The organism is Georhizobium profundi (assembly GCF_003952725.1).
Taxonomy (GTDB): domain Bacteria; phylum Pseudomonadota; class Alphaproteobacteria; order Rhizobiales; family Rhizobiaceae; genus Georhizobium; species Georhizobium profundi.
Genome location: NZ_CP032509.1, coordinates 375,051 through 400,561 on the forward strand (window position 1 = coordinate 375,051; position 25,511 = coordinate 400,561).

Here is a 25,511-nt window from a genome sequence, read left to right on the forward strand (position 1 = left end):
CGTTCAAGCTCCCCGTGCCAGATGGCCCGGGGAGCTTTTTCATTTCGGGAGCCGGCTGATTTCGACGTCCCTTCCGGCTTGTTGACGGGCAATTCATGGACCAGACCACGCAGGAACGCGGCAAGCTTCAGAACTTCCAGCGCATGCGCAGGCTCGTATTGGCGCTTATCATCGCTGCATTGGTGATCGCGCTGCTCTTCGTGCGCTCCGCATGGGGCGAAGAAGGGCATGAGTTCATCGAGGCGATCGGGATCGGCACGATCGCAGCCGGCATTCTCGGCCGCATGTGGTGCACGCTCTATATCGGCGGCAGCAAGGCCTATGCGATCGTGACGGCCGGCCCTTACTCGATCAGCCGCAATCCACTCTATCTGTTTTCGTCGATCGCAGCGTTCGGCGTCGGGGCGCAGACGGGAAGCCTGACCGTGGCGTTTGTTTTCCTGATCGGATGCGCACTCGCCTTCCACGTGGTGATCCTGCGCGAGGAGCGGTTTCTGCTGCCTGCCTTCGGCGAGCCCTATCGCGCCTATCTCAATCGCGTGCCGCGCTTCCTGCCGCGCACGCTTAAAGTCGTCAACGAAGAGAGCCTCGTGGTGCAGCCGGCCCGGCTCTATCGCACGTTCATCGACGGCATGGTCTTCTTCGTGGCGATGCCCGCGCTCGAGATCGTCGAGTGGCTGCAATCGAGCGGCGTGCTGCCCGTGGTGCTGCGGCTCTACTAGCCAGGACGAGAAAAGGGCGCCGCTTTCGCGACGCCCTTCCATCAGTCACCGATAGGCAGTGCCGCGTGGTCAGGCAGCCTTTTCACGATCGAGCGTTGCGAAGGGATAATCGATGTAGCCCTTGGCGCCGCCGCCGTAGAACGTGTCGGTGTCCTGCGCGTTGAGTGGCGCACCGGTGCGGAAGCGTTCCGGCAGGTCCGGATTGGCGATGAATGGCTTGCCGATCGCGACCGCATGGGCATAGCCGTCGGCCACGACCTTGGCGGAGCTTTCTGCGTCATAGGCGCCGTTCGCGATATAGAAGCCGGTCCAGTTCGGGCGCAGCTTCTTGATCAGCTCTTCGCCCCCTTCACTGCCGTGGCCAAAGCGCTCCACAATGTGGAGATAGGCGAGCTTGCGCTGATCCAGCGCCTTGTAAAGCGCCGAGAATAAGGCTTCCGGATCGCTGTCGGAAATGTCGTTGGAATCGCCACGGGGTGACAGACGGATGCCGGTGCGATCGGCACCGATTTCCTTCACGACCCGGTCGACCACTTCGAGCGTGAGCCGCGTGCGATTCTCGATTGAACCACCATAGACGTCGTCGCGCTTGTTGACGCCGTCCTGCAGGAACTGGTCGAGCAGATAGCCATTGGCGGAATGCACTTCCACGCCGTCGAAGCCGGCCTGGATCGCAAGCTTTGCGGCGTGGGCATAGTCTTCGATCAGCTGCGGGATTTCGCTGAGAGCCAGGGCGCGCGGCTTGGATGTCGATTCGAAACCATTCGCCGTGAAGGTCTTGGCATCGGCAGCGACATCGGTCGAGGAGACCGGCGCGTCATTGTTCGGCAGGAGCGAGGAATGGCTGATGCGGCCCACATGCCAGAGCTGGCAGAAGATGCGGCCGCCATTGGCGTGAACCGCATCGGTGATGCCGCGCCATGCGGCGACGTGCTCGTCGGTGTAGATGCCGGGCGTATCGATATAGCCCTTGCCGTAGGGCGAAATCTGGGTCGCTTCGGAAATCAGGAGTCCGGCAGAAGCGCGCTGGCCGTAATAGGTCTCGGCCATGGCGTTCGGCGTGCCGTCGGATTTCGCGCGGTTGCGGGTCAGGGGAGCCATGAAAATGCGGTTCGGGACGTTCAGGGCGCCGAACTGGATCGGTGTGAACAGCGTGTCTGCCATAGGGTCTGGTCCTTCATTCTTGTTCAGCGGCCAAGTGGGAGGATGCCGCGATTGCCTGCCTCAGATAGGTCGTGCACGATGAAATACCACCGGTTCACCACCGCAAAATGACGAACTCTGCGTGTGCCAATCGCGCTGCAACCTCTTGCGTCATAGCCCCACTCCCGGTATATGGCCGCGTCCGAACAGTCCGGCAGGGCATGCCGTGTCTGTTCCGAATGCTTGTGTGAGGCCGGGTCGTCTCCGGTTCGCACAGATCACCAACCAAGCGTTCCGCAGGGGTCTTGGGCAGCCATTTCACGATGGCGAACATGACCCTCGTTTGCTTCGGCGAACCAGAGTGCGGGAAGCGCTGCATCACGGGGCTTGAACGGCAATGCCGGTCGAAAGCCTCACAAAGGAGAGCAAAATGCCCAAGATGAAGACGAAGGCATCCGCCAAAAAGCGGTTCAAGATCACGGGTTCCGGCAAGGTTCTCGCAGCTGCTGCCGGCAAGCGCCATGGCATGATCAAGCGGTCGAACAAGTTCATTCGCGACGCACGCGGCACGATGGTCCTTTCGGACGCCGACGCCAAGATCGTCAAGAAGTTCCTGCCGAACGGTCTCTGAGACCTTCGCCCCGACCGAGATTTAAGGAGATCACACCATGGCACGCGTGAAAAGAGGCGTCACTTCGCACGCCAAGCACAAGAAAGTCCTGAAGAAGGCAAAAGGCTTTTACGGCCGCCGCAAGAACACGATCCGCGCAGCTAAGGCTGCCGTCGATCGTTCGATGCAGTACGCATACCGCGACCGCAAGAACCGGAAGCGCAATTTCCGCGCTCTCTGGGTCCAGCGCATCAACGCAGCCGTTCGCGAGCACGGCCTGACCTACGGCCGCTTCATCGATGGCCTGACCAAGTCCGGCATCGAAGTCGACCGCAAGGTGCTGTCCGACATGGCCATCCACGAGCCGGAAGCATTCGGCGCGCTGGTTGCAGCAGCCAAGAAGGCGCTCGAGTATCTGAAAGACACGACGCCGAACGCATTTGAAAGCGCTGTCCGCTAAGCCAGCGCCTTCACGATACCATTCGCCTGAAGGAACCCGCGCTGGCTGACCGGCGCGGGTTTTTTCGTTTCTGGAGCATGCATAACGATGCGCAACACCCGCACAGAGGATGAGATGTCACCGGAAGGTCTGCGCGACCTTCTGGCGCTGCTTGCTTCGTCGCGCGGCGAGCGCATCGGCCGTGCCGTGGTCGATGGCGAGACTGTATGGGTCAAGCGCTACGATGCCGAAAGCCGCCCGCTCGGCAAGCGGCTGCATGGCTGGGCGACGCCCCTGATGCCGAAGCCATTCCTGCGGTCGTCCAGATTGTTGAAGCCACACGCCCAGGTCGATCGCGAGCAGCGCAAGATGGAGGCCTTCCAGCGTGCAGGCTTCATCACCGCCGGCCTTGTCTACCGCAAGGGGCCGATCCTGGTGCTGCGCAACGGCCCGCCGACGCTGCTTTCGCTGGTGGAAGGGGCAGCCACTGCTGCCGACAGCCACCGGCTGCTGAGAGGCGGCGGCGAGGCGCTTGCCCGGGCGCACCGTCTCGGGCTTTGCCACGGGCGGCCCCATCCGCGCGATATGTTCCACGACGGCAAGAACTGGGGCTTCATGGACTTCGAGGAAGAGCCGGAAGCAGTGATGCCGCTTGCCGAAGCGCAGGCGCGCGATGCCTTTCTCTATCAGTTCGGGGTCGTTGCTCTGTCGCGCGATACCGAAACGCCGCAAAGCGTGCTTGACGCCTATCGCGCCGGGGCGCCTGCCGCCACTTGGGCGGCGCTCGACAGGCTCATCGCCTTCTTCAAGCCGCTGCAGCGGGTTGGCGAAGCGATGGCGAAGGTTCACCGAGGTGGCGACCTCGATCGGTTCCTGCGAGCCATGGCCGTGTTTTCGGCACCGACAGCCGCGACGGCGTCATCGAAGCCCTTGGAGGCCGGGGCGCTTTCTGATTTAAGACCCGCCGAAGAAGGCCGGCCCGAGCGGCCGCCAACATGCAGGACCCAGGATGAGCGACATCGTTGAATTGGAAGAGACGATCCTTGCCCGGATCGCCGAAGCAGATGACGAACAGGCGATCGAAGCCGTGCGCGTCGCGGCGCTCGGCAAGAAGGGCTCGATCTCCGAAAAGCTGAAGACGCTCGGGGCCATGAGCGCTGAAGAGCGCCAGACCATGGGCCCGGCGATCAACGGGCTGAAGACACGCGTGACGGATGCCATTGCGGAGCGCAAGCAGCATCTGAAGGCGGCGGCCATCGAGGCGCGGCTTTCGCGCGAATTGCTCGACGTGACGCTGCCGGTGCGGCCATCCCCAACCGAGATCGGCCGCATCCACCCGATCACCCAGGTGATCGACGAGATCACCGCGATCTTCGCGGACATGGGCTTTTCGATCGCCGAAGGTCCGGACATCGAGACGGACTACTACAATTTCACGGCGCTGAACTTCCCCGAGGGTCACCCGGCCCGTGAGATGCACGACACGTTCTTCCTGAACGCCGCCGAGGGCGAGGAGGCGAAGGTGCTGCGCACGCACACCTCGCCCGTGCAGATCCGCACTATGGAGACGCAGAAGCCGCCGATCCGCATCGTCATCCCCGGCAAGACCTACCGCCAGGACAGCGACGCAACCCATTCGCCGATGTTCCACCAGGTGGAAGGCCTCGTCATCGACAAGACGGCCAACATCGCCAACATGAAGTGGGTGCTGGAGGAATTCTGCAAGGCATTCTTCGAAGTGCCACAGGTGAAAATGCGCTTCCGGCCATCCTTCTTCCCCTTCACCGAGCCGTCGATGGAGGTCGACATCCAGTGCGACCGTTCCGGTAGCGAAGTGAAGTTCGGCGAGGGCACGGACTGGATGGAGATCCTCGGCTGCGGCATGGTGCACCCGAACGTGCTGAGGGCCGGCGGGCTCGATCCCGACGAGTACCAGGGCTTTGCCTGGGGCATGGGCATCGACCGCATCGCGATGTTGAAATACGGCATGCCGGACCTGCGCGCTTTCTTCGACGCGGATGTGCGCTGGCTCAACCATTACGGCTTCCGCCCGCTCGATATGCCGACGCTGTTTGGCGGGTTGAGTGGGTGACGGCGAATGCCGACTGTTCTCATCGAGTCGGGATTTCGCTTTCACTTCTTCTCGGGCGACTGGAACGAGCCGCCGCATATTCACGTCGATGCCAAGGGCATGCGCGCAAAAATATGGCTCCGCGACCTCAAAATATCGAAACGCGGCGGGTTCAGCGACCCTGACATGCGGCGTATCATGCAAATTGCCACCGAGCACCAAGAGCAGTTTCTGGAGGCCTGGAATGAGTTCTTCGCCTGATTATCCCGAGAAGGATCGCCCGATCGAAGCTTGGTGCGATCTTCACGACCTTCACGTGAAGCTGAAGGACGGCCGTCAGGTCTCGACGCCGCTCTGGTGGTATCCGCGCCTGCTCAGCGCAACGCCAGCGCAGCGGAACAATGTCGAGCTCATGCTCGATGGCATCCATTGGCCAGATGTCGACGAAGACCTTTCGGTTGACGGCATGTTGCAGGGGCGCAGGGCGCCCGGCGCCGTTCCGCCTTCGGTGGCGGCGGAGTAACGCATGGCTCACGCGGGATCATGCCGGTGCGCACGCGTTGCGGTGGAGACGAAGGCTGAGCCGTTTCGGCGCGCCTATTGCCATTGCCGCGATTGTCGCAAGCAGACGGGCGCGCCCGTAATGGCCTTTGTCGGTTTCATGGATGACGCGCTGACCTGGTTCGGCACGCCGAAATCCTATCGCTTCGGCGGCGTGGAGCGTCTCTTCTGCGGCGATTGCGGCAGCCAGATCGGCTATCGCGACGAGCGGCTTTCAGGTCGCGTCTACCTGGCGCTCGGCTTCATGGACGATCCGGAGGCGCACCCGCCGACCTTCCACGCCTTTAGCAAGCGGCAGATGCCGTTCGTCGTGATGGACGATCATCTGCCGCGCTTCGACGACTTTCCGCCCGAACGCTGATTTCTCCCTTGATGGACCCCGAACAATGAAATTCACACTCTCCTGGTTGAAGGACCACCTCGACACGGATGCGCCTCTGGAGCGCATCGTCGAGATGCTGACGGCGATCGGCCTCGAGGTCGAGAACGTCGACGACAAGGCGGCCCTCAAGCCATTCGTGATCGCCAAGGTTCTGTCGGCGGAAAAGCACCCCGACGCCGACAAGCTGCGCGTGCTGATGGTCGACACCGGGTCCGGCGATCCGGTGCAGGTGGTCTGCGGCGCGCCGAATGCGCGGGCGGGCCTCATCGGCGCCTTTGCTGCACCCGGCACCTATGTTCCCGGCATCGACACGACACTCGCCGTCGGCACGATCCGCGGTGTCGAAAGCCGCGGCATGATGTGCTCCGAGCGCGAGCTCGAAATGTCGGATGCCCATGACGGCATCATCGACCTGCCGGACGATGCGCCGGTCGGCACGACCTTTGCGAGCTATGCGGGTCTCGACGATCCGGTCATTGAGATCGGTCTGACGCCGAACCATCCGGAAGCGACCGGGGTTGCCGGCATCGCGCGCGATCTCGCCGCCGCCGGGCTTGGCACGCTGAAGACGGCCCCGATCGCAACCGTGGACGGCGAAGGCCCTTGCCCGGTGAAGGTGCGCATCGATGCATCCGAGCTCTGCCCGGGCTTCGCCCTCCGGCTGGTGCGTGGCGTGAAGAACGGACCGAGCCCCACCTGGATGCAGAAGCGCCTTCTGGCGATCGGGCTTCGGCCGATCAATGCGCTGGTCGACATCACCAATTACATCACCTTCGATCGCGGCCGGCCGCTGCACGTGTTCGATGCGGCGAAGGTTGCAGGCGACCTCGTGGTGCGGCGCGCGGCAAATGGCGAGCAGATGCTGGCGCTCGACGAGCGCACCTATACGCTCAACAGCTCCATGTGCGTGATTGCCGACGACAATGGCGTTGAATCGCTTGCCGGAATCATGGGCGGCGAGCATTCGGGCTGCGACGAGACGACGACCGACGTGCTGATCGAATCGGCGCTGTGGGATCCGATCACCATCGCCAAGACAGGCCGCTCGCTCGGCATCATCACCGATGCGCGCTATCGCTTCGAGCGTGGCGTGGATCCGGAATTCATGGTCCCCGGCCTTGAGCTTGCGACGCAGTTCGTCACCGAAATCTGTGGCGGCACCCCGAGCGAGGCCGAAATCGTCGGATACCAGACGCCTGAGCGGAAAAGCATCCGCTTCCCCTTCTCCGAAGTGAAGCGGCTGACGGGCATCGACGTCGCGCCAGACGATGCGACCGGTATTCTGACCCGTCTCGGCTTCGAGGTTCAGGGCGCGGGCGATACTGTCGACGTGCTGGTGCCCACTTGGCGGCCGGACGTGGATGGCAAGGCCGATCTCGTCGAAGAAGTGATGCGCATCACGGGTGTCGACCAGATCGCCCCGCAGCCGCTGCAGAGCCATGGCGCCGTCAATGGTCGCATCCTGACGACGCTGCAGATTCGCACGCGGCTTGCGCGCCGTACGCTTGCGGCGCGTGGCATGCTGGAAGCCGTCACCTGGTCGTTCATCCCCGAGGCCCATGCCAAGGCCTTCGGTGGCGGACAGCCATCGCTGAAGCTTTCGAACCCGATCGCGGCCGACATGTCGGACATGCGTCCTTCGCTGCTGCCCGGCCTCATCGCTGCCGCCCAGCGCAATGCGGATCGCGGCATCGGCGACGTGGCGCTCTTCGAAGTCTCCGGCACCTATGAAGGCGACGGCCCCAACGACCAGCGTCGCGTTGCAGGCGGCGTTCGCCGTGGTACGGCACGCTTCACCGGCACGGGACGCCATTGGGACGGCGCCGCCAAGCCCGTCGGCGTGTTCGATGCGAAGGCAGATGCAATCGCGGTGCTGGAAGCTGCCGGAGCGCCGGTCGACAAGCTGCAGATCGAACCCGGCGGCCCTTCCTGGTACCATCCGGGTCGCTCGGGCACGATCAAGCTCGGCCCGAAGATGGTGCTCGGCACGTTCGGCGAGTTCCACCCGCTGGTCCTGGAAACGCTCGACGTTTCCGGCGCGCTTGCCGGCTTCGAAGTGTTCGTCGACGCCATTCCCGAGCCCAAGCGCAAGGCGACGCGCACAAAGCCCGCATTGACGCTATCGCCGCTGCAGGCAGTCAAGCGTGACTTCGCCTTCGTCGTCGACAAGGCCGTGCGCAGCGCCGACATCCTGAAGGCCGCTTCGGCGGCGGACAAGAAGCTGATCGCAGGCGTGACGGTGTTCGACCTGTTCGAAGGGCCGTCCCTCGGGGAAGACCGCAAGTCTGTCGCAATCGAAGTTTCGATCCAGCCGACGGACCGAACACTGACGGACGAAGACCTCGAGACCCTGACCTCCCGTGTCGTCGATAACGTCACCAAAGCGACCGGTGGCACGCTGCGCGGCTGATGATAGCTACGGAAGGGCGTTCGTCCGAATGCCCTTCACTTCAAGCTGTTGAAGACTTCGATTGTTCTTTTCGATTTCTTTTCAAATTGCTCGATTTTTCTCCATGGAAAATAGTTGTTGTGCCATGGCGAAGTCTCGCCATCGTCAAGTATCGGATTATTAATCCTGCCGGCAGCATTCTTCGGCCCTAAGCTCTACCGGGGTCGCCGATGCTTCGTCTGCCTTTTGCCAATTCACGCGCAATACAGCACTACGCCGCCATATCCGCCTCACATGCCATCATCTGGTTCCGGCCGGATGGCTTGATCCAGGGCGCCAACGACAATTTTCTTGCCGCTCTCGGCTATCAGTTGGATGAGATCGTCGGCAACCATCACCGGATGTTCGTGGAACGCTCGGTGACCGAAAGCGCCGACTATCTCCAGTTCTGGCGCGACCTTGCCGCCGGCAAGGCGCAGCGTGGGCAGTTCCGCCGCATTTCGAAAGCGGGCAAGGATGTGTGGATCGAGGCGTCCTACGATCCGATTTTCGCCAATGGCAAGGTCGTGGGTATCGTGAAGATCGCCGCCGACATCACGACCACCAAGATCGCCTCGCTGCACAACGAGAACCTCTTGCGCGCGCTGGAGCGTTCGGTTGCGGTGATCGAGTTCGAGCCCGACGGCACGATCGTCGATGCCAATGCAAGCTTCTGCAAGACGCTCGGCTATGGGCATGAAGAGATCGTCGGCAAGAAGCACAGCATTTTCTGCGACCCGGACTTCGTTACGAGCGGCGCCTATGACAGTTTCTGGACGCGGCTTCGCGCCGGCGAATTCTTTTCCGATACCTTCAAGCGGATCGGCAAGAATGGCCGCGAGGTCTGGATCCAGGCGACATACAACCCGGTCTACAACTCGCGCGGCGCCATCTATCGGGTGGTGAAATTCGCGACCGACGTGACCGAACGGATGAAGTCCGTCAGCACGCTGAGCGTCGCGATCGGCGATCTTGCCCAAGGCGACCTGACATCACAGGTGACACGCGCGCTCGACCGCTCGATGGAGACCACGCGCACGGATTTCAACACGGCGGTCGGTCGGCTTGCGGCGGTTATCGGTGAAATCGCGGAGAATGCGCGCGACATCGCCCAGACAGCCAATGAAATGATGGACAATTCCGGTTCGATCGCCAAACGAACCGAGCAGCAGGCGGCGGCGCTGGAGGAAACATCCGCCGCGCTGGAAGAAATCACCCAGACCGTGACAGATGCCAGCCGCCGCGCCTCCGAAGCCGGAGAGATCGTTCGCGAGACACGCACGTCGGCGGAGGAGTCCGGGCTGGTCGTGCGGGATGCGGTGGCAGCGATGGACCAGATCGAGCAATCGTCGCGCGAAATCTCCAACATCATCAGCGTCATCGACGAAATCGCCTTCCAGACCAACCTGCTGGCGCTGAATGCCGGCGTCGAAGCGGCTCGTGCCGGGGAGGCCGGCCGCGGTTTCGCGGTCGTTGCGCAGGAGGTGCGTGAACTCGCGCAGCGCTCGGCAAAGGCCGCCAAGGAAATCAAGGCACTGATCGGCACCTCGTCGGCGCAGGTGAGGACCGGGGTGGAACTGGTGGACCGGACTGGCAAGGCGCTTGAGAAAATCGTCGAGCGGGTGCGCGATGTCGATCAGAACGTGGCTGCCATCGTCGAAGCAAGCCGCGAACAGGCGATCGGCATCCGCGAGATCGGCCAGGCCGTGCACCAGCTGGACCAGAGCACCCAGCAGAACGCCGCAAGCGTGGAAGAGCAAAATGCGGTGAGCAACCAGCTTGCCGAGCGTGCCGTGACGCTTGCCGGGCTTCTCGGTCAGTTCAAGACCGGACAGACAGCCGCAGCGGCTGCGACGACGCCCCGTGTGCGCATCCCGGCTCCAGCGCATGCCGCGTCCGTTGCGCCAATGCGCAAACGCGCCGCCAATGCAGGCCAGTGGGAAGAGTTCTGACAGCCACCAAAGCCGGCGAAACCGTTCGCGAGCCGGCAATAAAAAAGGCCCCGTCATGCGGGGCCTTTTCGCGTCTTTGAAAGAGAAGGAGATCGAGCTTCGATCCCCCTCTATCGCATATCAGTAAGGGCAGCTGTCGTCCGACATGTAGTCGTGGACTTCGATGTCGCCGGCGATGATCGCAGCCTTGGCCTCTTCCACGGCGGCTTCCATTTCGTCGGTGATCAGGTCGGCGTTGTTCTCGTCGAGCGCGTAGGCGACGCCGTCTTCGGCAAGACCGAGCGAGGTCACGCCGTAGTCGAACGAACCGTTCATCGCATCGGTGAAGGCATCGTAGACGGCAACGTCTACGCGCTTGACCATCGAGGTCAGCACGCTGCCCGGGTGCAGGGCGTTCTGGTTGGAATCCACGCCGATGCCCAACGCGCCTTCATCGGCTGCTGCCTGTAGCACGCCAACACCGGTGCCGCCGGCTGCGTGGTAGACCACGTCCGCGCCCTGGCTGATCTGCGAGCGGGTGATTTCAGCGCCGCGCACGGGATCGTTCCAGGCTTCGGGCGTCGTGCCGGTCATCGCCTCGATGACAGTCGCGCCTTCGGTCGTTGCCTTCACGCCGCCGACATAACCGCAGGCGAAGCGACGGATGAGCGGCACGTCCATGCCGCCAACGAAGCCGACCGTGTCCGATTCAGACGCCAGCGCGGCGAGAACGCCGACGAGGTAGGAGCCTTCCTGTTCCTTGAAGACCACCGAACGCACATTCGGCAGGTCGACCACGGCATCGATGATGGCGAAATCGGTGTCCGGATTTTCTGCAGCGACCGATTCCAGAACGGCTGCCCAGTTGAAGCCGGCCATGACGATCGGGTTGTTGCCATCGCGGATGAAGCGGCGAAGCGCCTGCTCACGCTGTGCGTCGTTCTGGATCTCGAACTCGCGGTATTCGACACCGGTTTCGGTCTTGAACTGCTCGGCCCCAGTGTAGGCGGCTTCATTGAAGGATTTGTCGAACTTGCCGCCGAGATCGTAGATGATGGCCGGCGTAAAGTCTGCGTCCTGCGCCATCGCGGTCGAGGCCATGGCCGCGAGCGCAAAGAGGCTGATGAGCGTGCGCTTCATTATCGTTCACCCTGTGCTTGTCTTTTCGGTTGTCACTTCAAGCCCCGGTCCTTGGCGGACAGGGCGCCCCGACGGGCTGGCCTTCGTGCCAGGTTCCCGTTCTGCGGCGATCCTTGCATGCTGGCCCGGAAGAATCACGCAGAATTTGACCAGTCGGATAATTTTTGCAGCAGGGCTTTAACGGCGCCCGAGGAAGGCGCCGCCAGGATATCAGGTGCTCGTGTCAGCCCTTAACGAGCCAACCATCCTAGGTGTTTCTGTGCAGATGTCGAAGGCCCAGCGCTAGAAAAGCGCCGAGACGGTCAACCGCCCACGCAGGCGACGCCCGTGCCGCGCAGGCCGCAATAGCCGCCGGGATTCTTGGCGAGATATTGCTGATGGTAGTCCTCGGCAAAATAGAACGCGCCGGCCGGAGCGATCTCGGTGGTGATCTTTGACTTCAGCCCGGCATCGGTCAGCGCCTGCTGGTAGCGATCGCGCGAAGCCTTTGCCGTCTCAGCCTGCGCGTCGCCGACCGTGTAGATCGCCGAGCGGTAGGTCGTGCCGATATCATTGCCCTGGCGCATTCCCTGGGTGGGATCGTGCTTCTCCCAGAAAACGCGCAGCAAATCCTCGTAGCTCACGATCTTCGGATCGTAGACAACGAGCACCACTTCCGTGTGTCCTGTCTGGCCTGTCACCGTCTCATGATAGGTCGGGTTCGGCGTGAAGCCGCCGGCATAGCCGGCAGCCGTCACATAGACGCCGGGCATCTTCCAGAAGAGCCTTTCCACGCCCCAGAAGCAGCCCATGCCGAAATAGGCCATCTCCAGGCCTTCCGGATAGGGCCCCTTCAGCGGCTTGCCGTTGACGAAATGCGTCTCGGCCGTCGGAATGGGCTCGGCACGGCCAGGCAGCGCTCGGTCGGCCTCGGGCATCGCGGTCTTCTTGTTGAACATGTCGATCAGAAACATCGTTTCATTCTCCGCGTCACGGACGCGAAGCCGCGCCCTCTTCGCCCAAGAATATAGGAGGTTTCAGCGCGGATTGAAGCGGCGCTTGGCCGGCCGGTAGGCCAAAAGATGCAAAAGGAAGGCGAGTGCGAGAAGCACGATGCAAGCCGGCTGGCCGAGAAACAGTGGCAGGACGAACGATGCCGCGCCCTGCGGAAGATAGGTGACGAACGCACCTTCGAGCGCCGCAAGCGTCGACGGGCTCACATCTTCCCAAGCGGCGCTGAGTGGCGTGAGCACGACTGCATCGGCGGCGATCGACTGGATGGCGTCGATCGCGCCGGCCATCACGCCGAGCACCAAGGCGATCAATGCCAATATTCTGAGCAAGATGCGCATCAGATGCTGACCCCAGGCCGGCCCCGCCCCCGATGGCGAAGCATGCGTATACCGCCGCTGTCATAGAATGCGCCTCGCCTGCCCGCAAGCGCTGGCCGAAACGCGCCGAGGATCGGCATCATACAAGGCCCGAGTGCGTATCTTCGCCATCGAAAAAGCGACCGATACGGCCTTACAGCATTTCTTTGACGCAAGGCGCAAAACCCTGCCTTGCCCCCTTGTGCCGCAATCCGTCTTGGCTATAGTGCCGCCCGGTTCGGACGGTCCAAGCGACCCCTCCAGCACTCGTCGTTCAAGCGATGAAAAACCGAAGGTGCCCCAAAGGCATCACGCTTCAGCATACGGCGTTCTTCGCCTTTGCCGACAGCAACGGAGAGATGGCCGAGTGGTCGAAGGCGCACGCCTGGAACGCGTGTAGGCGGGTAACCGTCTCGAGGGTTCGAATCCCTCTCTCTCCGCCATATTTGCCCTCTCTCCACCACCGCGATCTTCCCGTTCAGCGAACTCGCCGAAGGCTCTCGGGCTGTGGGAACTGTCACAGCCATTGCCTTCAAACCTGGCGCTCCATCCCTATTGCCCTGCGGATGGCTATCTGCACCGCAGACGGTGGCTGCGACGAGTCGAACTCGGCCTTCGGCAGGAGCGGAGGCTGGGCCATAAAGCGGGGCTTTGACCCTCGATGCGGCTGGGCGGAGTGGACGAGGAATGGGTGGCAGAGATAGACCGTTCCGGCCTCGCCGGTCGCCAGCACTTCTTCGCAGTCGGATGTCGACGCAAATCCATCGGCGGCAAGTTCGCCAAGGGTGAGACCACCCGCTCCGGCCGGGAGCAACTGCCTGGCGATCGCGCGGTGCGAGCCTTTCCTGATCTTGGTGGGCGCATCCGATTCCCCGACATCGGAGAAGAGAAACAGCATGAGCAGGGCCCGGCCGCTGCTTTTCACATTGACCCGCCACTGCATGAAATCCGGGTTGTCGGTGCCGAAACTCGCATCGACATGCCAACCCGCGTCTCCCGGATCGTTCGGCGACGGGAAGCGTACGGGAAAAGTGCCAAGACCCTCGGGCTTCAGCCAGCGGCCCTCGCCCACGAGCGCATCGTAGGCGGCATGCAGGAGCGGCGTGTTGGCAGCATCGACGAAAGGCACGCCGGTCATGAAGCCTAAGCGGACGACAGGCTGTGTCCATGCCTCGGGCGCGTCAGGGTCAAGCCCCATCGCGCTCCAGAGCTGGTCCCGCCCCTTCGAGGCAAGGGTGCCATCGAAGGCACCGTCGAGCTTGATGTAACCGTCTTCAATGAATTGCGCGATCTGAGCCCGGCTCAGACCGGAATGAGACGCTTGCGACATTCGATCCTTTTCCAAACAGCCTTCGCGCGGGACAGGCCGGACATGACTTTACGAGGCATCTGGATGCCCGACGACTGTGTGCCGTCCGTTCAGCGGGAAGAATGCGGACTGAAACATCATAATGGCGCGTGTTTGGCAGCCATATCGTTTCCGGGCAAGAGATCCGCAAACAAGGCCGGAGGCGCTTCTCATGCGGGGAACATCGCCAACGCTATTCAAGCCGCTGGGACGCATGTCCCAGCCGTCCGGCAGCAGGGCTGGCGGTCCGAAATCGACGCCCAGCCATGGACAGAGGCTGGCTCCCGTCCCACAAGGCGGGTTCACGAGGAGCGGAGGCGCCATTTCTATGTCCATGTTCACCACTCGCCCGGAAATCCTGGGCACGTTCGGCGTCGTTGCCTCGACGCACTGGATCGCGTCGGCGGTCGGCATGCGCATGCTGGAAATCGGGGGCAATGCCTTCGACGCAGCCGTTGCGACGGGCATGGCTCTGCAAGTGCTCGAGCCGCATCTGAACGGACCGGGTGGCGACCTGCCGGCGGTGATCTATTCGGCGCGGAAGGACAAGGTCGAGGTCATCTGCGCGCAGGGTCCGGCACCGGCCGGGGCGACGATCGAACACTATACGCGCGAGGGGATGGATATCATTCCGGGCGACGGGTTGCTCGCAACCGTCATCCCCGGCGCTTTCGATGGATGGATGACGATGCTGCGCGATTATGGTCGGCTCAGCCTGCGCGAGGTGATGGAGCCGGCGATCCACTACGCCGAGCATGGCCATCCCGTTCTGCCGCGCGTGGCCGCGACGATTGCGGGGATGACGGATTTTTTCCGCGAGAAATGGCCGACCTCGTACGAGACCTGGCTGCCTGGCGGGCACGCCCCTGCCGCGAACGACATCGTGCGCAATCCCGTGCTTGCCGAGACGTGGAAGAAGATCGTCGCGGAGGGCGAGGCGAAATCGGGCCGCGAAGAGCAGATCGAAGCCGCGCGCGACGCTTTCTACAAGGGGTTCGTCGCCGAGCGCATGTCCGATTGGCTCAAGACCGCCGAAGTGAAGGACGCGAGCGGTGCGCGCCACAGGGGCGTGCTGACGGCGGACGATCTTGCCAATTATCGTGCAACGATCGAGGCGCCCGTTACCTACGACTATCATGGCTGGACCGTTGCCAAGACGGGACCCTGGGGCCAGGGGCCGGTGCTCCTTCAGTCGCTGGCGATCCTCAAGGACATCGATCTTGCGGGAATGGCCACGGGCGGTGCGGATTTCGTGCATCATGTGGTCGAGGCGATGAAGCTCGCCTATGCCGACCGTGAAGTCTATTACGGCGACCCGGACTTCGCGTCCGTGCCGCTCGATCATCTGTTGTCCGACGGCTACAACGAAGAGCGCCGGAAGCTGATCGGCGCGACAGCCAGCCGTGACCTGCGCCCCGGTCGTGTTCCCGGTTTCGACGCGCAGCACGATGCGACCATGGCGCTTCTTGAAGCGATGAGCCCGACGGGACAGGGTGTCTACGAGCCGACGATGGCGCATCTCTCCGAAAAGCGTGGCGACACGGTGCATATCGATGTCATCGACCGGGAAGGCAATATGGTGTCGGTCACACCATCGGGTGGCTGGCTGCAATCCTCGCCAACCATTCCCGGCCTCGGGTTTTGCCTGAATTCGCGGGCGCAGATGTTCTGGCTGAAGGACGGCCTGCCCACCTCGCTTGCGCCCGGCAAACGCCCGCGCACGACGCTGACGCCTTCGCTGGCGCTGCATGAAGGCCGGCCCGCAATGGCCTTCGGGACGCCTGGAGGCGACCAGCAGGACCAGTGGCAACTCGCCTTCTTCCTGCGCCACGTGCATCACGGGCTCAATCTGCAAGAGGCGATCGACCTGCCGCTCTTCCACACCACGCATTTCCCGAGCTCGTTCTATCCTCGCTCGCGGCAGCCGGGACACATCATGGTGGAGGAGACGATCGGCGCAGAGACGCTCAACGATCTCAAGGCACGCGGCCACGAGATCACCGCCGCCGAACCGTGGAGCATCGGTCGCCTTTCGGCTGCGAAGCGCGACAAGAGCGGCCTGTTGCGCGCGGCGGCGACGCCACGGCTCATGCAGGCCTATGCGATCGGGCGATAGACGCCTGGTCGCCCCGCGGCAACGCTTTCGCAGCTACTTCGCGATGCGATTGGCGACAAGAAAGCCCGACCCGCCCGACAGGCCCGGCCCCGGGTGCGTGGACGCGCCGACGTGGTGCAGATCCTTGATGCCGGTCGCGTGGTTGACGGACCCGGGAAGCGGACGCCAGACGAAGAACTGATCGATCGTCGCCGCACCGCCATAAGGATCGCCGCCGACGAGGTTGACGTTGAGCGCTTCGAGATCGGCCGGGGAATAGGCGCGGCGCTTCAGCACGATCTCGTCGAAATTCGATATGTGACGCCTGAGAATCGCTTCGATGCGGTCGGCGAAGGCCTCGCGCGTCGCATCCGACCAGGTACCGTCGGTCGCAATTTCACCGGCTGCATCGCCCTTGATGGAGCGTGGTGCATCGGGGATCTGGATCCAGAGGATCGCCTTGCCATCGGGCGCGCGGGACGGATCGAGCGCTGCGGGTTGACCGACGCAGATCGTCGGCGTTCCCGGCAGCATGCCGCGCAGCGCTTCGTTGTGCGACTTGGAAACGGCATCGATGCCGTCGGTAAAATGGATGAGTGCCACCTTGTCGAAGCCCTCGGTGGTCCAGCGCGGTGCTGCATCGAGGGCATAGTGAAGCTGAAAGTTGCCGCGCCCGTGGGTGAAGGTCTTCACCGCGTCGCGGGCGGGCGGCGGCGCATCATTGCCGAGCAGCGGGCCGTAAAGCTTGCCCGGCGCAACGGAAGCGATGACCGAGCGCGAGGCGCGCAGTTCTTCACCGTTCGAAAGACATACGCCGACCGCTCGCCCGTTCTCGACGAGGATGCGGGTCACGTCGGCGCCGGTGCGCACCGTGCCGCCGCGTTCCTGGATCAGACCGCGGAAGGCTTCAGCTGCCCTGCCAGCGCCGCCCTTGACGATCGGCGCGCCTGCCGCTTCGAGCGCGAAGGCGACGATCTTGCCCATCTGGCCGGAATAGGCGTCGTCGGGGGAAAGCCCGCAGTGGAGCGTCCAGGGCGCAAGAAGCGCCTGCAACTCGGGCGCCTGGTAGCTGGAGCCGAGCCAGCGGCGCGCCGGCATCAGCGCTTCGCCGAGATAGGCGAGAAGGGCACGCGGACCGCGCTTCCACGCTTCGCGCGCAATCAGTGTCGCGGTCTGCCGGCTCCACAGTTCGCCGCCGAGCAGGCCGAAGAGCAAGGGCGCGTTGGCTTCGATGCCGGTAACGTCGGCCTTGTAGGCAGCCCCGTCGCCGGGAGACAAGCGGTCGAAGGCGGCGATATTGCCTGCGCGGTCTGTCGTCAGGATTGCGCCTGAACCATCCGGACGGATGACGCCAGTCGGGTGCGGCGTGTGGCAGAATTCAAGCCCGTGTCGGGCGAGATCCTGACCAAGCGCGGCATGGGCCGGACCGGTCAGGAAGAGGACGAAGGTGGCCGCCATCACATCATGGGTAAAGCCCGGCAGCGTGGCTTCGGTTGACAGCATGCAGCCGCCGACATGGTCCGCCCGCTCCAGCACGAGGACCTTGTGGCCCTTGCCCGAGAGCATGGCGGCGGCCGTAAGCGCATTGATGCCGCTGCCGATGATGATGTGATCGGCCACCATCGTCGTTCAGTGCTTCGCGACGAGCGCGAGCGCGCGGATCGGGCTTCCCGTGCCTTCCGCAATCTTCAGCGGCGCGGCGATCAGGACGGCGCCCTTTGGCGGAAGCTTGTCGAGATTGCAGAGGCTGGCGAGACCGTACTTGTTGGCCTTGTGCAGGAAGTTGTGCGCCGGGAATGGTGGCTCCATGCCGCCGGCACCGCCCGCATCGGTGCCGATGCACTGGGTGCCCCAGCCGATAGCGCCCTTTTCAAGAATATAGGCGATGCAATCGGGTGTCGGTCCGGGAGAGTGCGGGCCATTCTCGTCCATGTTCAGGAAGGTATCTTCCGAACCGTTGCGCTTGTCCCAGTCGGTGCGCATCACGACCCATTCGCCGGGCTTGATCTCGCCGTGTTTGGCTTCCCAGGCCTTCACGCCTTCGGCGGTGAGCAGGAAGTCCGGATCGGCTTCGGTCTCGGCCGAGCAGTCGATGACGTTGACCGGGGCCACGAAATTCTGCGGCTTGATCGTGTCGGTGTAGCCGTCGGCAAAGTCCTTGCCGGTAATCCAGTGGTGCGGCGCATCGAAATGGGTGCCGGAATGCTCGCCGATCTTCAGCCAGTTCCAGGCCCAGAAGGGACCGTTCTGGTCGTATTCCGAGATCTTGTGAATTTCGATCTTCGGCGTGTCCTTCGCCAGTTCCGGCGGCAGCTTCAAGAGCGGGGTATCGGGTCCGAGCGGTGCGGAGAGGTCGACCACCTCCACCTTGCCACTCAGGAGAAGCCCGGCCAGTTCGCCCAATGTATCGGCAGCAGACATCTTCACTGTTCTCCTCTTTGTCAGCGACGGTCGCAACCTTCGCCTCTTTTCCATACGCGCGAAACAAATTTCGCAGGCGCTTCGGCGAGACTAGACGGAAGTAAATGCATCTGCAAATATCTTGATCGGGGATGGTGCCGACATGACTGATGCTGATGCCCTTATCATTGGGGCTGGACACAACGGACTGGCCTGCGCGGCGCACCTCGCCGCAAAGGGTTGGAAGGTCGCCGTTTTCGAAACGGCAGATCGGCCGGGCGGAGCTGTCAAAACGCAAGAGCTGACCGCACCCGGCTTCAAGCACGATATCGCGGCGATGAATCTCAGCCTGTTTGCGGGTTCGGCCTTCCACAGGGCCTATGGCAGCGAGCTTGCCGAGCACGGACTGGCGTTCGCCCCGGTGTCGCGGCCTTTCGCATCCATCTTCCATGATGGCAGCTGGCTCGGCGTTTCGACCGATATGGACGAGACGCTCGGCTGGATCCAGGCGCGATCGCTCAAAGATGCGGAGACATGGAAGACCCTCGTCGCGGGCTTTCCCAAGCGCGCCGATAGCCTGTTCTCGCTGCTTGGCAGCCCGATGAAGAAGCGTGCAATTGCACGTAATTTTCTTGCAGCGTTTCGCCGCGAAGGTGTCGGCGGCGGGTGCGAGCTGCTTCGGTTTCTCCTGATGTCGCCCCGCGCCTGGCTCGACGAGACGTTCGAGAGCGCGGAGATGCGCACGATGCTCGCCGCCTGGGGCATGCATCTCGACTTCGCGCCCGATGTCGCAGGCGGCGCGCTCTTTCCCTATCTCGAGGGCATGGCCAACCAGAGCTTCGGCATGGTGATCGGCAAGGGCGGCGCCGAAACGATGATCACGGCGCTCACCCGGATGATCGAGAAGCGGGGCAGCCAGGTGCACTGCAATGCGCGCGTGGAACGCATCGAGACGAGTGGTGGCAAAGCCACCGGCGTGGTGCTCGCAGACGGTCGGCGGTTTGCCGCCAGACGTGCCGTGATCGGGTCGGTGGCGCCCAAGGCGCTCGCACATCTGCTGCCGGAAGGCAGTGGCGACAGGAGCTTCGATGCGAAGATGGCGGCGTTTCGCCATGCGCCCGGCACGATGATGCTGCATCTGGCACTCGACGGGCTGCCGGACTGGTCGGACGCCGAACTCCAGCGCTTTGCCTATGTGCATGTGGCGCCAGACATGGACATGATGGCGCGCGCCTATGCGGATGCGACCGCTGGGCTTCTGCCGCGTGAGCCGGTGCTCGTCGTCGGCCAGCCGACGACGGTCGACCCCTCCCGCGCACCCGATGGAAAGCATGTGCTCTGGGTGCAGGTGCGCATGGTGCCCGCCATCATCGAGGGCGACGCGGCCGGCGAGATCGAAGCGCGCGACTGGGACAGCGTGCGCGAGATCTATGCCGAACGCGTGCTCGACATTCTCGAACGCTATGCGCCGGGACTGCGCGGCAAGATCATTGGCAAAACGGCCGTGTCGCCGCTCGATCTCGAACGCGGCAACGCCAATCTCGTCGGCGGCGACCAGATTTGCGGCAGCCACCATCTTGCACAGAATTTCCTATTCCGCCCGGCCCCGGGCTTTGCCGACTGGCACACGCCCGTCGGCAATCTGCATCTCGTCGGCGCGGCCACCTGGCCGGGTGCGGGCGTCGGTGCCGGGTCGGGCTACATGCTCGCCTGCCAGCTGGCAGGCCAATGAGTGCCAAAGAATGCCGCGCAAACAAGCGGCCAAACACAGGGGAACTGAACCGATGATCACGCATCCCAACAGACGCACTTTGTTGAAGCTTGCCGGCGCAAGTGCCGCGCTCGCAGGCTTCAACCTGCCGCTCTCGGCCTTCGCTCAGGAAGCCAACGAGCTTGTCATCGCCTATAACGTCAACCTGCCCTCCTGGGACCCGACGGTCGGCCCCTCGGCGGTCAACCCGACGATCCAGGGTTTCTACCAGTCCGTCTTCGACATGTTCATCCATCAGGATCCGGACCTCAGCTTCAAGCCCGGACTGATCACGGAGTGGGGCTGGAACGACGACAATTCCAAGATCTTCATGGTCGTGCGCGAAGGCGTGAAGTGGCACGACGGCAGTGACTTCAGTGCGGAAGACGTCGTCTGGTCGCTGGAGCGCGCCGGCAAGGCCGAGACGGGCAACCCGATCCAGTTCACCTGGTCCAAGATCGGCAATTTCACCATCGACGGAAACCGCATCGAAGCCGACGTGCTGGAGTTCGACCCGACCATCTTCAAGTGGATGTCGTTCCTCACGGGCTATGTTCTGCCCAAGGCCTATTTTGAAGAAGTCGGCGCGGATGGCTTCGAGGCGAAGCCCATCGGCACCGGCCCCTATATGGTCGAGAGCTATGAGCGGAACGCCTTCGTGCGCCTCAAGGCCAACCCGGATTACTGGAACGGCGCGCCCGCTTTTGAGGCGGTAACGATCAAGTTCGTGACCGATGCGGCGAGCCGCGTGGCGGAAATCGAATCCGGCAATTCCGACGTGACGCTTGAAATTCCCTACGAGGAATATGACCGCCTGACGGGTGGCGAGTTCGAAGGCGTGGCCGAGCCGATCTCCGACATCGCCATGATCTTCCTGAACGACGTCGAACCGATGCTCGACAAGAATGTGCGACTTGCCGCGCACATGGCGATCGACAAGCAGCTTCTCATCGACCGGTTGCTGAGCGGCTACGGCGTGCCGATCAGCACGCTGCAGACGCCGGAATACATCGCCTACGATTCCTCCATCGAAGTGGCCTATGACGAGGAAGGCGCCAAGGCGCTGCTCGCGGAATCCGGCTTCTCGCCCGAGAACCCCGTGCGCTTCAAGATCCAGACGACGCGCGGCTTCAAGCCCAAGGACTACGAGATGATCCAGGCGATCGTCGGCATGTGGCGCCGCGTCGGGATCGAGGCGGAGATCGAGGTGTATGAGATCGCGCAGCATTTCGAACTGCGCGCCGCCGATCAGCTTGCACCGGCGGCCTTCTACAACTGGGGCAATGCGGTGGGCGATCCGACGACGTCGACCGGCTTTGCCATGTTCGGCCCGAGCCCGCATTCGGTCTGGGATGGCCAGGACCTCATGGATCGCATCATCCCGCTCTGGGGCGAGGCGGACGAAGAGGCCCGCATTCAGGGCTGGAAGGATGTCGATCGCTTCATCGCCGAGGAAGGCCTCGTCATCCCGCTCATCCAGTATGTCCAGCCGATCGTCTACCGTCCCGGCCTGACGGTGACGGCGCATGCCTCCGGTGCGCTGCTGCCGCAGCTGATCGGGCAGGCGTGAGCGGACTTTTCCTGATGATCAAGGCCGGCGCGCTGGACTGATCCATGCCCATCCTTCGCGTCGTCCTTTCGCGCTTTCTCACCACGCTGATCACACTGATCGGCGTGGCCATCATCGTTTTCGTCGTGGTGCGTGTCGTGCCCGGCAATCCCATCGCCATGATGCTGCCGCCAGGCGCAAGCGCTGCCGATATCGAGCGGTTGAGCGCGCTCTACGGGCTCGACAAATCCATCTTCGAGCAGTTCACGATCTGGTTCGGCAATGTGCTTCAGGGCGATTTCGGGACGTCGATCTCCACGCGCCAGCCGGTGCTCGATCTCGTTCTCGGCCGGTTGCCGGCAACACTCGAACTCAGCCTCATGGCGCTGATCATCGCGGTGATCCTCGGCATGGGTGCCGCGATCATCGGAACGCGCTACCGCGGCCGCCGCACGGAGACGGGTGTGGATCTTGCCAATGGCATCGGCCTTTCGGTGCCGGATTTCCTCTGGGGGCTGCTGCTGATCATCCTGCTCGGCGTCGTCTGGCCGCTTTTCCCGATTTCCGGCCGTGTATCGCCGCGTCTTGACCTACCGTTTTCGACCCAGTTCTATTTGATCGAGAGCATTTTCAGGCTGCGCTTCGATCTGACCGGCAATCTGCTGCGCCACATGTTCATGCCGGCCTTGGCACTTGCGCTGCCGCTCGCCGCGATCATCGCGCAGTTGCTCAAACAATCGCTGAAGGAAACGGTCAATCTCGATTACGCGGTGCTGGCCCGCACGAAGGGCTACTCTGAAACGCGCGTGATCCTGTCCGAGGCCCTGCCCAATGCGCTACTGCCGACGCTGACGCTGATCGGGGTACAATTCACCTTCCTCATCGGCGGCACTGTGATCATCGAGCGGCTCTTTTCCTATGAAGGACTCGGCAACATGGCGGTCGATGCGGTGATCAACCGGGACCTGCCGCTGATCCAGGGTATCGTCATCCTCTTCGCGCTGATCTTCACGGCGATCAATCTTCTCGTCGACATGACCTATGCGTTCCTGAACCCGAGGCTCCGCCATGCTTGACGGGCGCGGTGCGGTCAAAAGGCGGGCCGGTGCACGGCTCTGGCTCTCGGGCCTGTGGCTGGCGATCGTTGCGCTTGCGGCAGTCTTCGCGCCGCTCATCGCGCCGCACGATCCGCTGATGCAGGATCTCCTCTACGGGCGGCTGCCGCCCTTCTGGATTGCGGGCGCGGAACCCGGCTACCTGCTCGGCACGGACAGTCTCGGCCGCGACGTGCTTTCACGGTTGATCCACGGCGCGCGCATCGCGCTGATCGTCGCGCTTGTCGCCGGCATCGGCACCTGTCTCATCGGTTCGACGCTCGGGCTGATTGCCGGCTATTATCGCGGCTGGGCGGACCGGATCATCAGCCGGCTGGTCGACATCTGGATGGCGTTTCCGCCGATCCTCTTCGCCATTCTTCTCATCGCCGTCATCGGCACCGGGCTCACCTCGGTCATCGTTGCGATCGTCGTCATCGACTGGACGCGCTTCTGCCGGGTGGTGCGCGCCGAGACGCTCAACCAGTCGCAGATGGACTATGTGCACAGCGCCCGCATTGCCGGCTTCACGCGGATGAAGACGATGCTTTCGGAGATCCTGCCCAACGTGCTGCCGACGATCATCGCGCTGCTCAGCCTGGAAATGGGGATCGCGGTGATCGTCGAGGCGATCCTCTCCTTCGTCAATCTGTCGATCTCCACCGACCAGCCCACCTGGGGCGGCATGATCGCGGAGGGACGCCTGAGCATCCACCAGGCGTGGTGGGTGCTGGTCTTTCCGCTGATCGCGTTATTTCTCACCGTCCTCTCCTTTGCCCAGTTCGGCGAGGGACTGAAGGACCGCTTCGATCCGGTGCTTCGATGAGCGGCGGCTATCTCACCATCCGCAATCTGTCGGCCGTGCTGCGCGATACGGGCGAGCGCGTGCTGCGCTCCGTCGACATCGATCTTAAGCCCGGCACGATCCGCGGGCTCGTCGGGGAAAGCGGTGCCGGCAAGAGCATGATCGGCAAGGCCGTGCTTGGCGTGCTGCCGAAGGCGCTGAAGGTCGTGGAAGGTGAGATCCTGATCGACGGGCAGGACCTCCTGAAGCTGAAGGACACGGACCGGCGGCGGCTGATCGGCGCATCGACCGCGCTCATTCCCCAGGACCCGCTGACCGCGCTCAACCCCTCGCGCCGGATCGGGCCGCAGATCACCAATCGGCTGGTCGACATTCTTGGCTGGACGCGCCGCGCCGCCGAAGTGCGGGCGCTGGAAGTCCTGGAAGAGGTGCAGATCGCCGACCCTGCGCGCGTCATGCGGCAATATCCACACGAGCTCTCAGGCGGCATGCGCCAGCGCATCCTGATCGCCTCGGCCTTTGCGGCTGAGCCGAAGCTCATCATCGCCGACGAGCCGACGACGGCTCTCGATGTGACGGTGCAGAAGCAGATCCTGAAGCTCATTTCCAACCTGCAGGCGCGGCATGGCACGGCGCTGCTTTTCGTGACGCACGATCTCGGCGTGGTGGCGAAAATCTGCGACAGCCTCAGCGTGCTTTACGGTGGCAAGGTCGTGGAGGACACGGACGTCGCCTCGTTCTTCAACGGCCCGCGCCATGCCTACGGCCGGGCGCTTCTTGCAGCGACACCGCGGCACACGGACCCGGATGCATCGCTCCTGCCCGTGCCCGACGACGTGATCGCAGCCGTGCGCGGCGAGATCAGCGACGCTGATCGCCAATGGGTGCGCCATGACTGACGCGCTCTACAGGATCGAGGGGCTGTGGGTGGAGGTTGCCGACCAGACCCGCAAACCGCTTTTCGGCGCAGCACCCCGCTTGCGCATCCTCGATGATATTTCGTTCTCCATCGAACGGCGCAGCGTGCTCGGCATTGTCGGTGGCTCGGGCTCGGGCAAGACCACGCTTGGACGCACGCTGGTGCGGCTTGTCGAGCCAACGGCGGGAACGCTGATTTTCGACGGGGAGGATGTGACGCATCTTTCCGACGATGCGATGCGACCGCTTCGGCAACGCATTCAGTTGATCTTTCAAGACCCGATGTCGGCGCTCAATCCGCGGCTGACGATCGGCCGGATCATCGCAGCGCCTCTGCGCGCGAAGACCAGCGATCCCCGCGTTGCGGAAGCGCTGGACCATGTGGGACTGCCGCGCGGTTTTGGCGGGCGTTATCCGCACGAGCTGTCCGGCGGGCAACGCCAGCGCGTCGGCATCGCGCGGGCAATTGCGCTCCGTCCGGATTTCATCGTTGCCGACGAGATCGTTTCCGGCCTCGACGTGTCGTCGCAGGCGCAGGTGCTGACGCTTTTGGCTAACCTGGTGAAGGACCTCGGGTTGACCCTTGCCTTCATCAGCCACGATCTGTCCGTGATCCGAAGATTGTGCGACCGGGTGATCGTGCTGCAGACGGGGAAGATCGTGGAGGACCAGCCGGTGGCGCAGCTCTTCACGTCGCCTTCCCACGACTATACGCGCCAGCTTCTCAACTCCATCCCGGAGCCTGATCCGTCGCAACGCTGGTGATGCAGCAACAC

Annotated in this window: 24 protein-coding genes and 1 tRNA gene; 18 read left to right on the top strand and 7 right to left on the bottom strand. The window is 63.2% G+C overall.

Annotated features, from left to right (window positions below; genetic code table 11):
• The first annotated feature begins 95 nt into the window (after window positions 1-95).
• Window positions 96-722 carry a methyltransferase family protein gene (locus tag D5400_RS01810; protein WP_126007103.1) on the top strand — a complete coding sequence of 209 codons (627 nt, stop codon included), beginning with the start codon at window positions 96-98 and terminating at the stop codon, window positions 720-722.
• A gap of 69 nt (window positions 723-791) precedes the next feature.
• On the opposite strand, the gene D5400_RS01815 is transcribed toward D5400_RS01810, so the two are convergent.
• Entirely contained in the window at window positions 792-1,886 is a 1,095-nt protein-coding gene (locus D5400_RS01815) for an alkene reductase (RefSeq protein WP_126007105.1), read from the bottom strand.
• Between the two features lie 409 nt (window positions 1,887-2,295).
• Between D5400_RS01815 and rpmI the strand changes: the two genes are divergently transcribed.
• The 9 genes from rpmI to D5400_RS01860 all read left to right on the top strand — a co-directional run bounded on the left by rpmI (window position 2,296) and on the right by D5400_RS01860 (window position 10,308).
• A complete protein-coding gene (gene rpmI, locus D5400_RS01820; protein WP_126007107.1) occupies window positions 2,296-2,496 on the top strand; it encodes a 50S ribosomal protein L35 in 201 nt (66 codons plus the stop codon).
• A 37-nt stretch (window positions 2,497-2,533) separates the two neighbouring features.
• Complete coding sequence (gene rplT / locus D5400_RS01825) at window positions 2,534-2,935, top strand: 50S ribosomal protein L20 (RefSeq protein WP_126007109.1); 402 nt, start codon at window positions 2,534-2,536, stop codon at window positions 2,933-2,935.
• 87 nt (window positions 2,936-3,022) lie between these two features.
• Window positions 3,023-3,940, top strand: coding sequence for a BUD32 family EKC/KEOPS complex subunit (locus D5400_RS01830; protein WP_126007111.1), 918 nt, complete (start codon window positions 3,023-3,025; stop codon window positions 3,938-3,940).
• Window positions 3,924-5,006: a phenylalanine--tRNA ligase subunit alpha gene (pheS, locus tag D5400_RS01835; RefSeq protein ID WP_126007113.1), complete on the top strand. Its 1,083-nt coding sequence runs from the start codon at window positions 3,924-3,926 to the stop codon at window positions 5,004-5,006. Before D5400_RS01830 ends, pheS begins: the two co-directional genes overlap by 17 nt.
• Before the next feature lie 6 nt (window positions 5,007-5,012).
• The gene (locus tag D5400_RS01840) at window positions 5,013-5,246 is read left to right on the top strand and encodes a DUF4160 domain-containing protein (protein WP_126007115.1); all 234 of its coding nucleotides are present in this window, start codon (window positions 5,013-5,015) and stop codon (window positions 5,244-5,246) included.
• Window positions 5,230-5,508: a DUF2442 domain-containing protein gene (locus tag D5400_RS01845; protein WP_126007117.1), complete on the top strand. Its 279-nt coding sequence runs from the start codon at window positions 5,230-5,232 to the stop codon at window positions 5,506-5,508. Before D5400_RS01840 ends, D5400_RS01845 begins: the two co-directional genes overlap by 17 nt.
• A 3-nt stretch (window positions 5,509-5,511) precedes the next feature.
• Window positions 5,512-5,907 carry a GFA family protein gene (locus D5400_RS01850; RefSeq protein WP_126007119.1) on the top strand — a complete coding sequence of 132 codons (396 nt, stop codon included), beginning with the start codon at window positions 5,512-5,514 and terminating at the stop codon, window positions 5,905-5,907.
• Window positions 5,908-5,932: 25 nt separating this feature from the next.
• Window positions 5,933-8,338, top strand: coding sequence for a phenylalanine--tRNA ligase subunit beta (pheT, locus tag D5400_RS01855; protein WP_126007121.1), 2,406 nt, complete (start codon window positions 5,933-5,935; stop codon window positions 8,336-8,338).
• 209 nt (window positions 8,339-8,547) lie between these two features.
• Window positions 8,548-10,308: a methyl-accepting chemotaxis protein gene (locus D5400_RS01860; RefSeq protein ID WP_126007123.1), complete on the top strand. Its 1,761-nt coding sequence runs from the start codon at window positions 8,548-8,550 to the stop codon at window positions 10,306-10,308.
• Between the two features lie 120 nt (window positions 10,309-10,428).
• Here the strand turns inward: D5400_RS01860 and D5400_RS01865 are convergent, their stop codons facing one another.
• The 3 genes from D5400_RS01865 to D5400_RS01875 form a co-directional block, all read right to left on the bottom strand.
• Window positions 10,429-11,427, bottom strand: a complete 999-nt coding sequence (locus tag D5400_RS01865) for a BMP family lipoprotein (protein WP_126007125.1) — start codon at window positions 11,425-11,427, stop codon at window positions 10,429-10,431.
• Between the two features lie 302 nt (window positions 11,428-11,729).
• The gene (msrA, locus tag D5400_RS01870) at window positions 11,730-12,380 is read right to left on the bottom strand and encodes a peptide-methionine (S)-S-oxide reductase MsrA (RefSeq protein WP_126007127.1); all 651 of its coding nucleotides are present in this window, start codon (window positions 12,378-12,380) and stop codon (window positions 11,730-11,732) included.
• A gap of 63 nt (window positions 12,381-12,443) precedes the next feature.
• On the bottom strand, window positions 12,444-12,758 hold the full coding sequence (locus D5400_RS01875) for a hypothetical protein (protein ID WP_126007129.1): 315 nt from the start codon (window positions 12,756-12,758) through the stop codon (window positions 12,444-12,446).
• A gap of 371 nt (window positions 12,759-13,129) precedes the next feature.
• On the opposite strand from D5400_RS01875, the gene D5400_RS01880 reads away from it, so the two are divergent.
• Window positions 13,130-13,219: transfer RNA gene (locus tag D5400_RS01880), tRNA-Ser, on the top strand.
• Window positions 13,220-13,308: 89 nt separating this feature from the next.
• Here the strand turns inward: D5400_RS01880 and D5400_RS01885 are convergent.
• Entirely contained in the window at window positions 13,309-14,106 is a 798-nt protein-coding gene (locus D5400_RS01885; protein ID WP_126007131.1) for a phytanoyl-CoA dioxygenase family protein, read from the bottom strand.
• A 346-nt stretch (window positions 14,107-14,452) separates the two neighbouring features.
• Between D5400_RS01885 and D5400_RS01890 the strand changes: the two genes are divergently transcribed.
• Window positions 14,453-16,240, top strand: a complete 1,788-nt coding sequence (locus tag D5400_RS01890; RefSeq protein WP_126007133.1) for a gamma-glutamyltransferase family protein — start codon at window positions 14,453-14,455, stop codon at window positions 16,238-16,240.
• Window positions 16,241-16,273: 33 nt separating this feature from the next.
• On the opposite strand, the gene D5400_RS01895 is transcribed toward D5400_RS01890, so the two are convergent.
• Window positions 16,274-17,842, bottom strand: a complete 1,569-nt coding sequence (locus tag D5400_RS01895; RefSeq protein WP_126007135.1) for a phytoene desaturase family protein — start codon at window positions 17,840-17,842, stop codon at window positions 16,274-16,276.
• A 6-nt stretch (window positions 17,843-17,848) separates the two neighbouring features.
• Window positions 17,849-18,640 (bottom strand): cyclase family protein, encoded by a 792-nt coding sequence (locus tag D5400_RS01900; protein WP_126007136.1) that lies wholly within the window; start codon window positions 18,638-18,640, stop codon window positions 17,849-17,851.
• 142 nt (window positions 18,641-18,782) lie between these two features.
• Between D5400_RS01900 and D5400_RS01905 the strand changes: the two genes are divergently transcribed.
• Genes D5400_RS01905 through D5400_RS01930 form a run of 6 tightly spaced genes read left to right on the top strand, consistent with a single transcriptional unit; the run spans window position 18,783 to window position 25,500 of the window.
• Window positions 18,783-20,351, top strand: a complete 1,569-nt coding sequence (locus D5400_RS01905) for a phytoene desaturase family protein (protein ID WP_126007138.1) — start codon at window positions 18,783-18,785, stop codon at window positions 20,349-20,351.
• Between the two features lie 52 nt (window positions 20,352-20,403).
• The gene (locus tag D5400_RS01910) at window positions 20,404-21,939 is read left to right on the top strand and encodes an ABC transporter substrate-binding protein (RefSeq protein ID WP_126007140.1); all 1,536 of its coding nucleotides are present in this window, start codon (window positions 20,404-20,406) and stop codon (window positions 21,937-21,939) included.
• Window positions 21,940-21,983: 44 nt separating this feature from the next.
• Entirely contained in the window at window positions 21,984-22,994 is a 1,011-nt protein-coding gene (locus D5400_RS01915) for an ABC transporter permease (protein ID WP_126007142.1), read from the top strand.
• Window positions 22,987-23,838 (top strand): ABC transporter permease, encoded by an 852-nt coding sequence (locus tag D5400_RS01920; RefSeq protein WP_126007144.1) that lies wholly within the window; start codon window positions 22,987-22,989, stop codon window positions 23,836-23,838. The genes D5400_RS01915 and D5400_RS01920 overlap by 8 nt, the downstream gene beginning before the upstream one ends.
• A complete protein-coding gene (locus tag D5400_RS01925) occupies window positions 23,835-24,716 on the top strand; it encodes an ABC transporter ATP-binding protein (protein ID WP_126007146.1) in 882 nt (293 codons plus the stop codon). The genes D5400_RS01920 and D5400_RS01925 overlap by 4 nt, the downstream gene beginning before the upstream one ends.
• Window positions 24,709-25,500, top strand: coding sequence for an ATP-binding cassette domain-containing protein (locus tag D5400_RS01930; RefSeq protein WP_126007148.1), 792 nt, complete (start codon window positions 24,709-24,711; stop codon window positions 25,498-25,500). The genes D5400_RS01925 and D5400_RS01930 overlap by 8 nt, the downstream gene beginning before the upstream one ends.
• Window positions 25,501-25,511 lie beyond the last annotated feature (11 nt).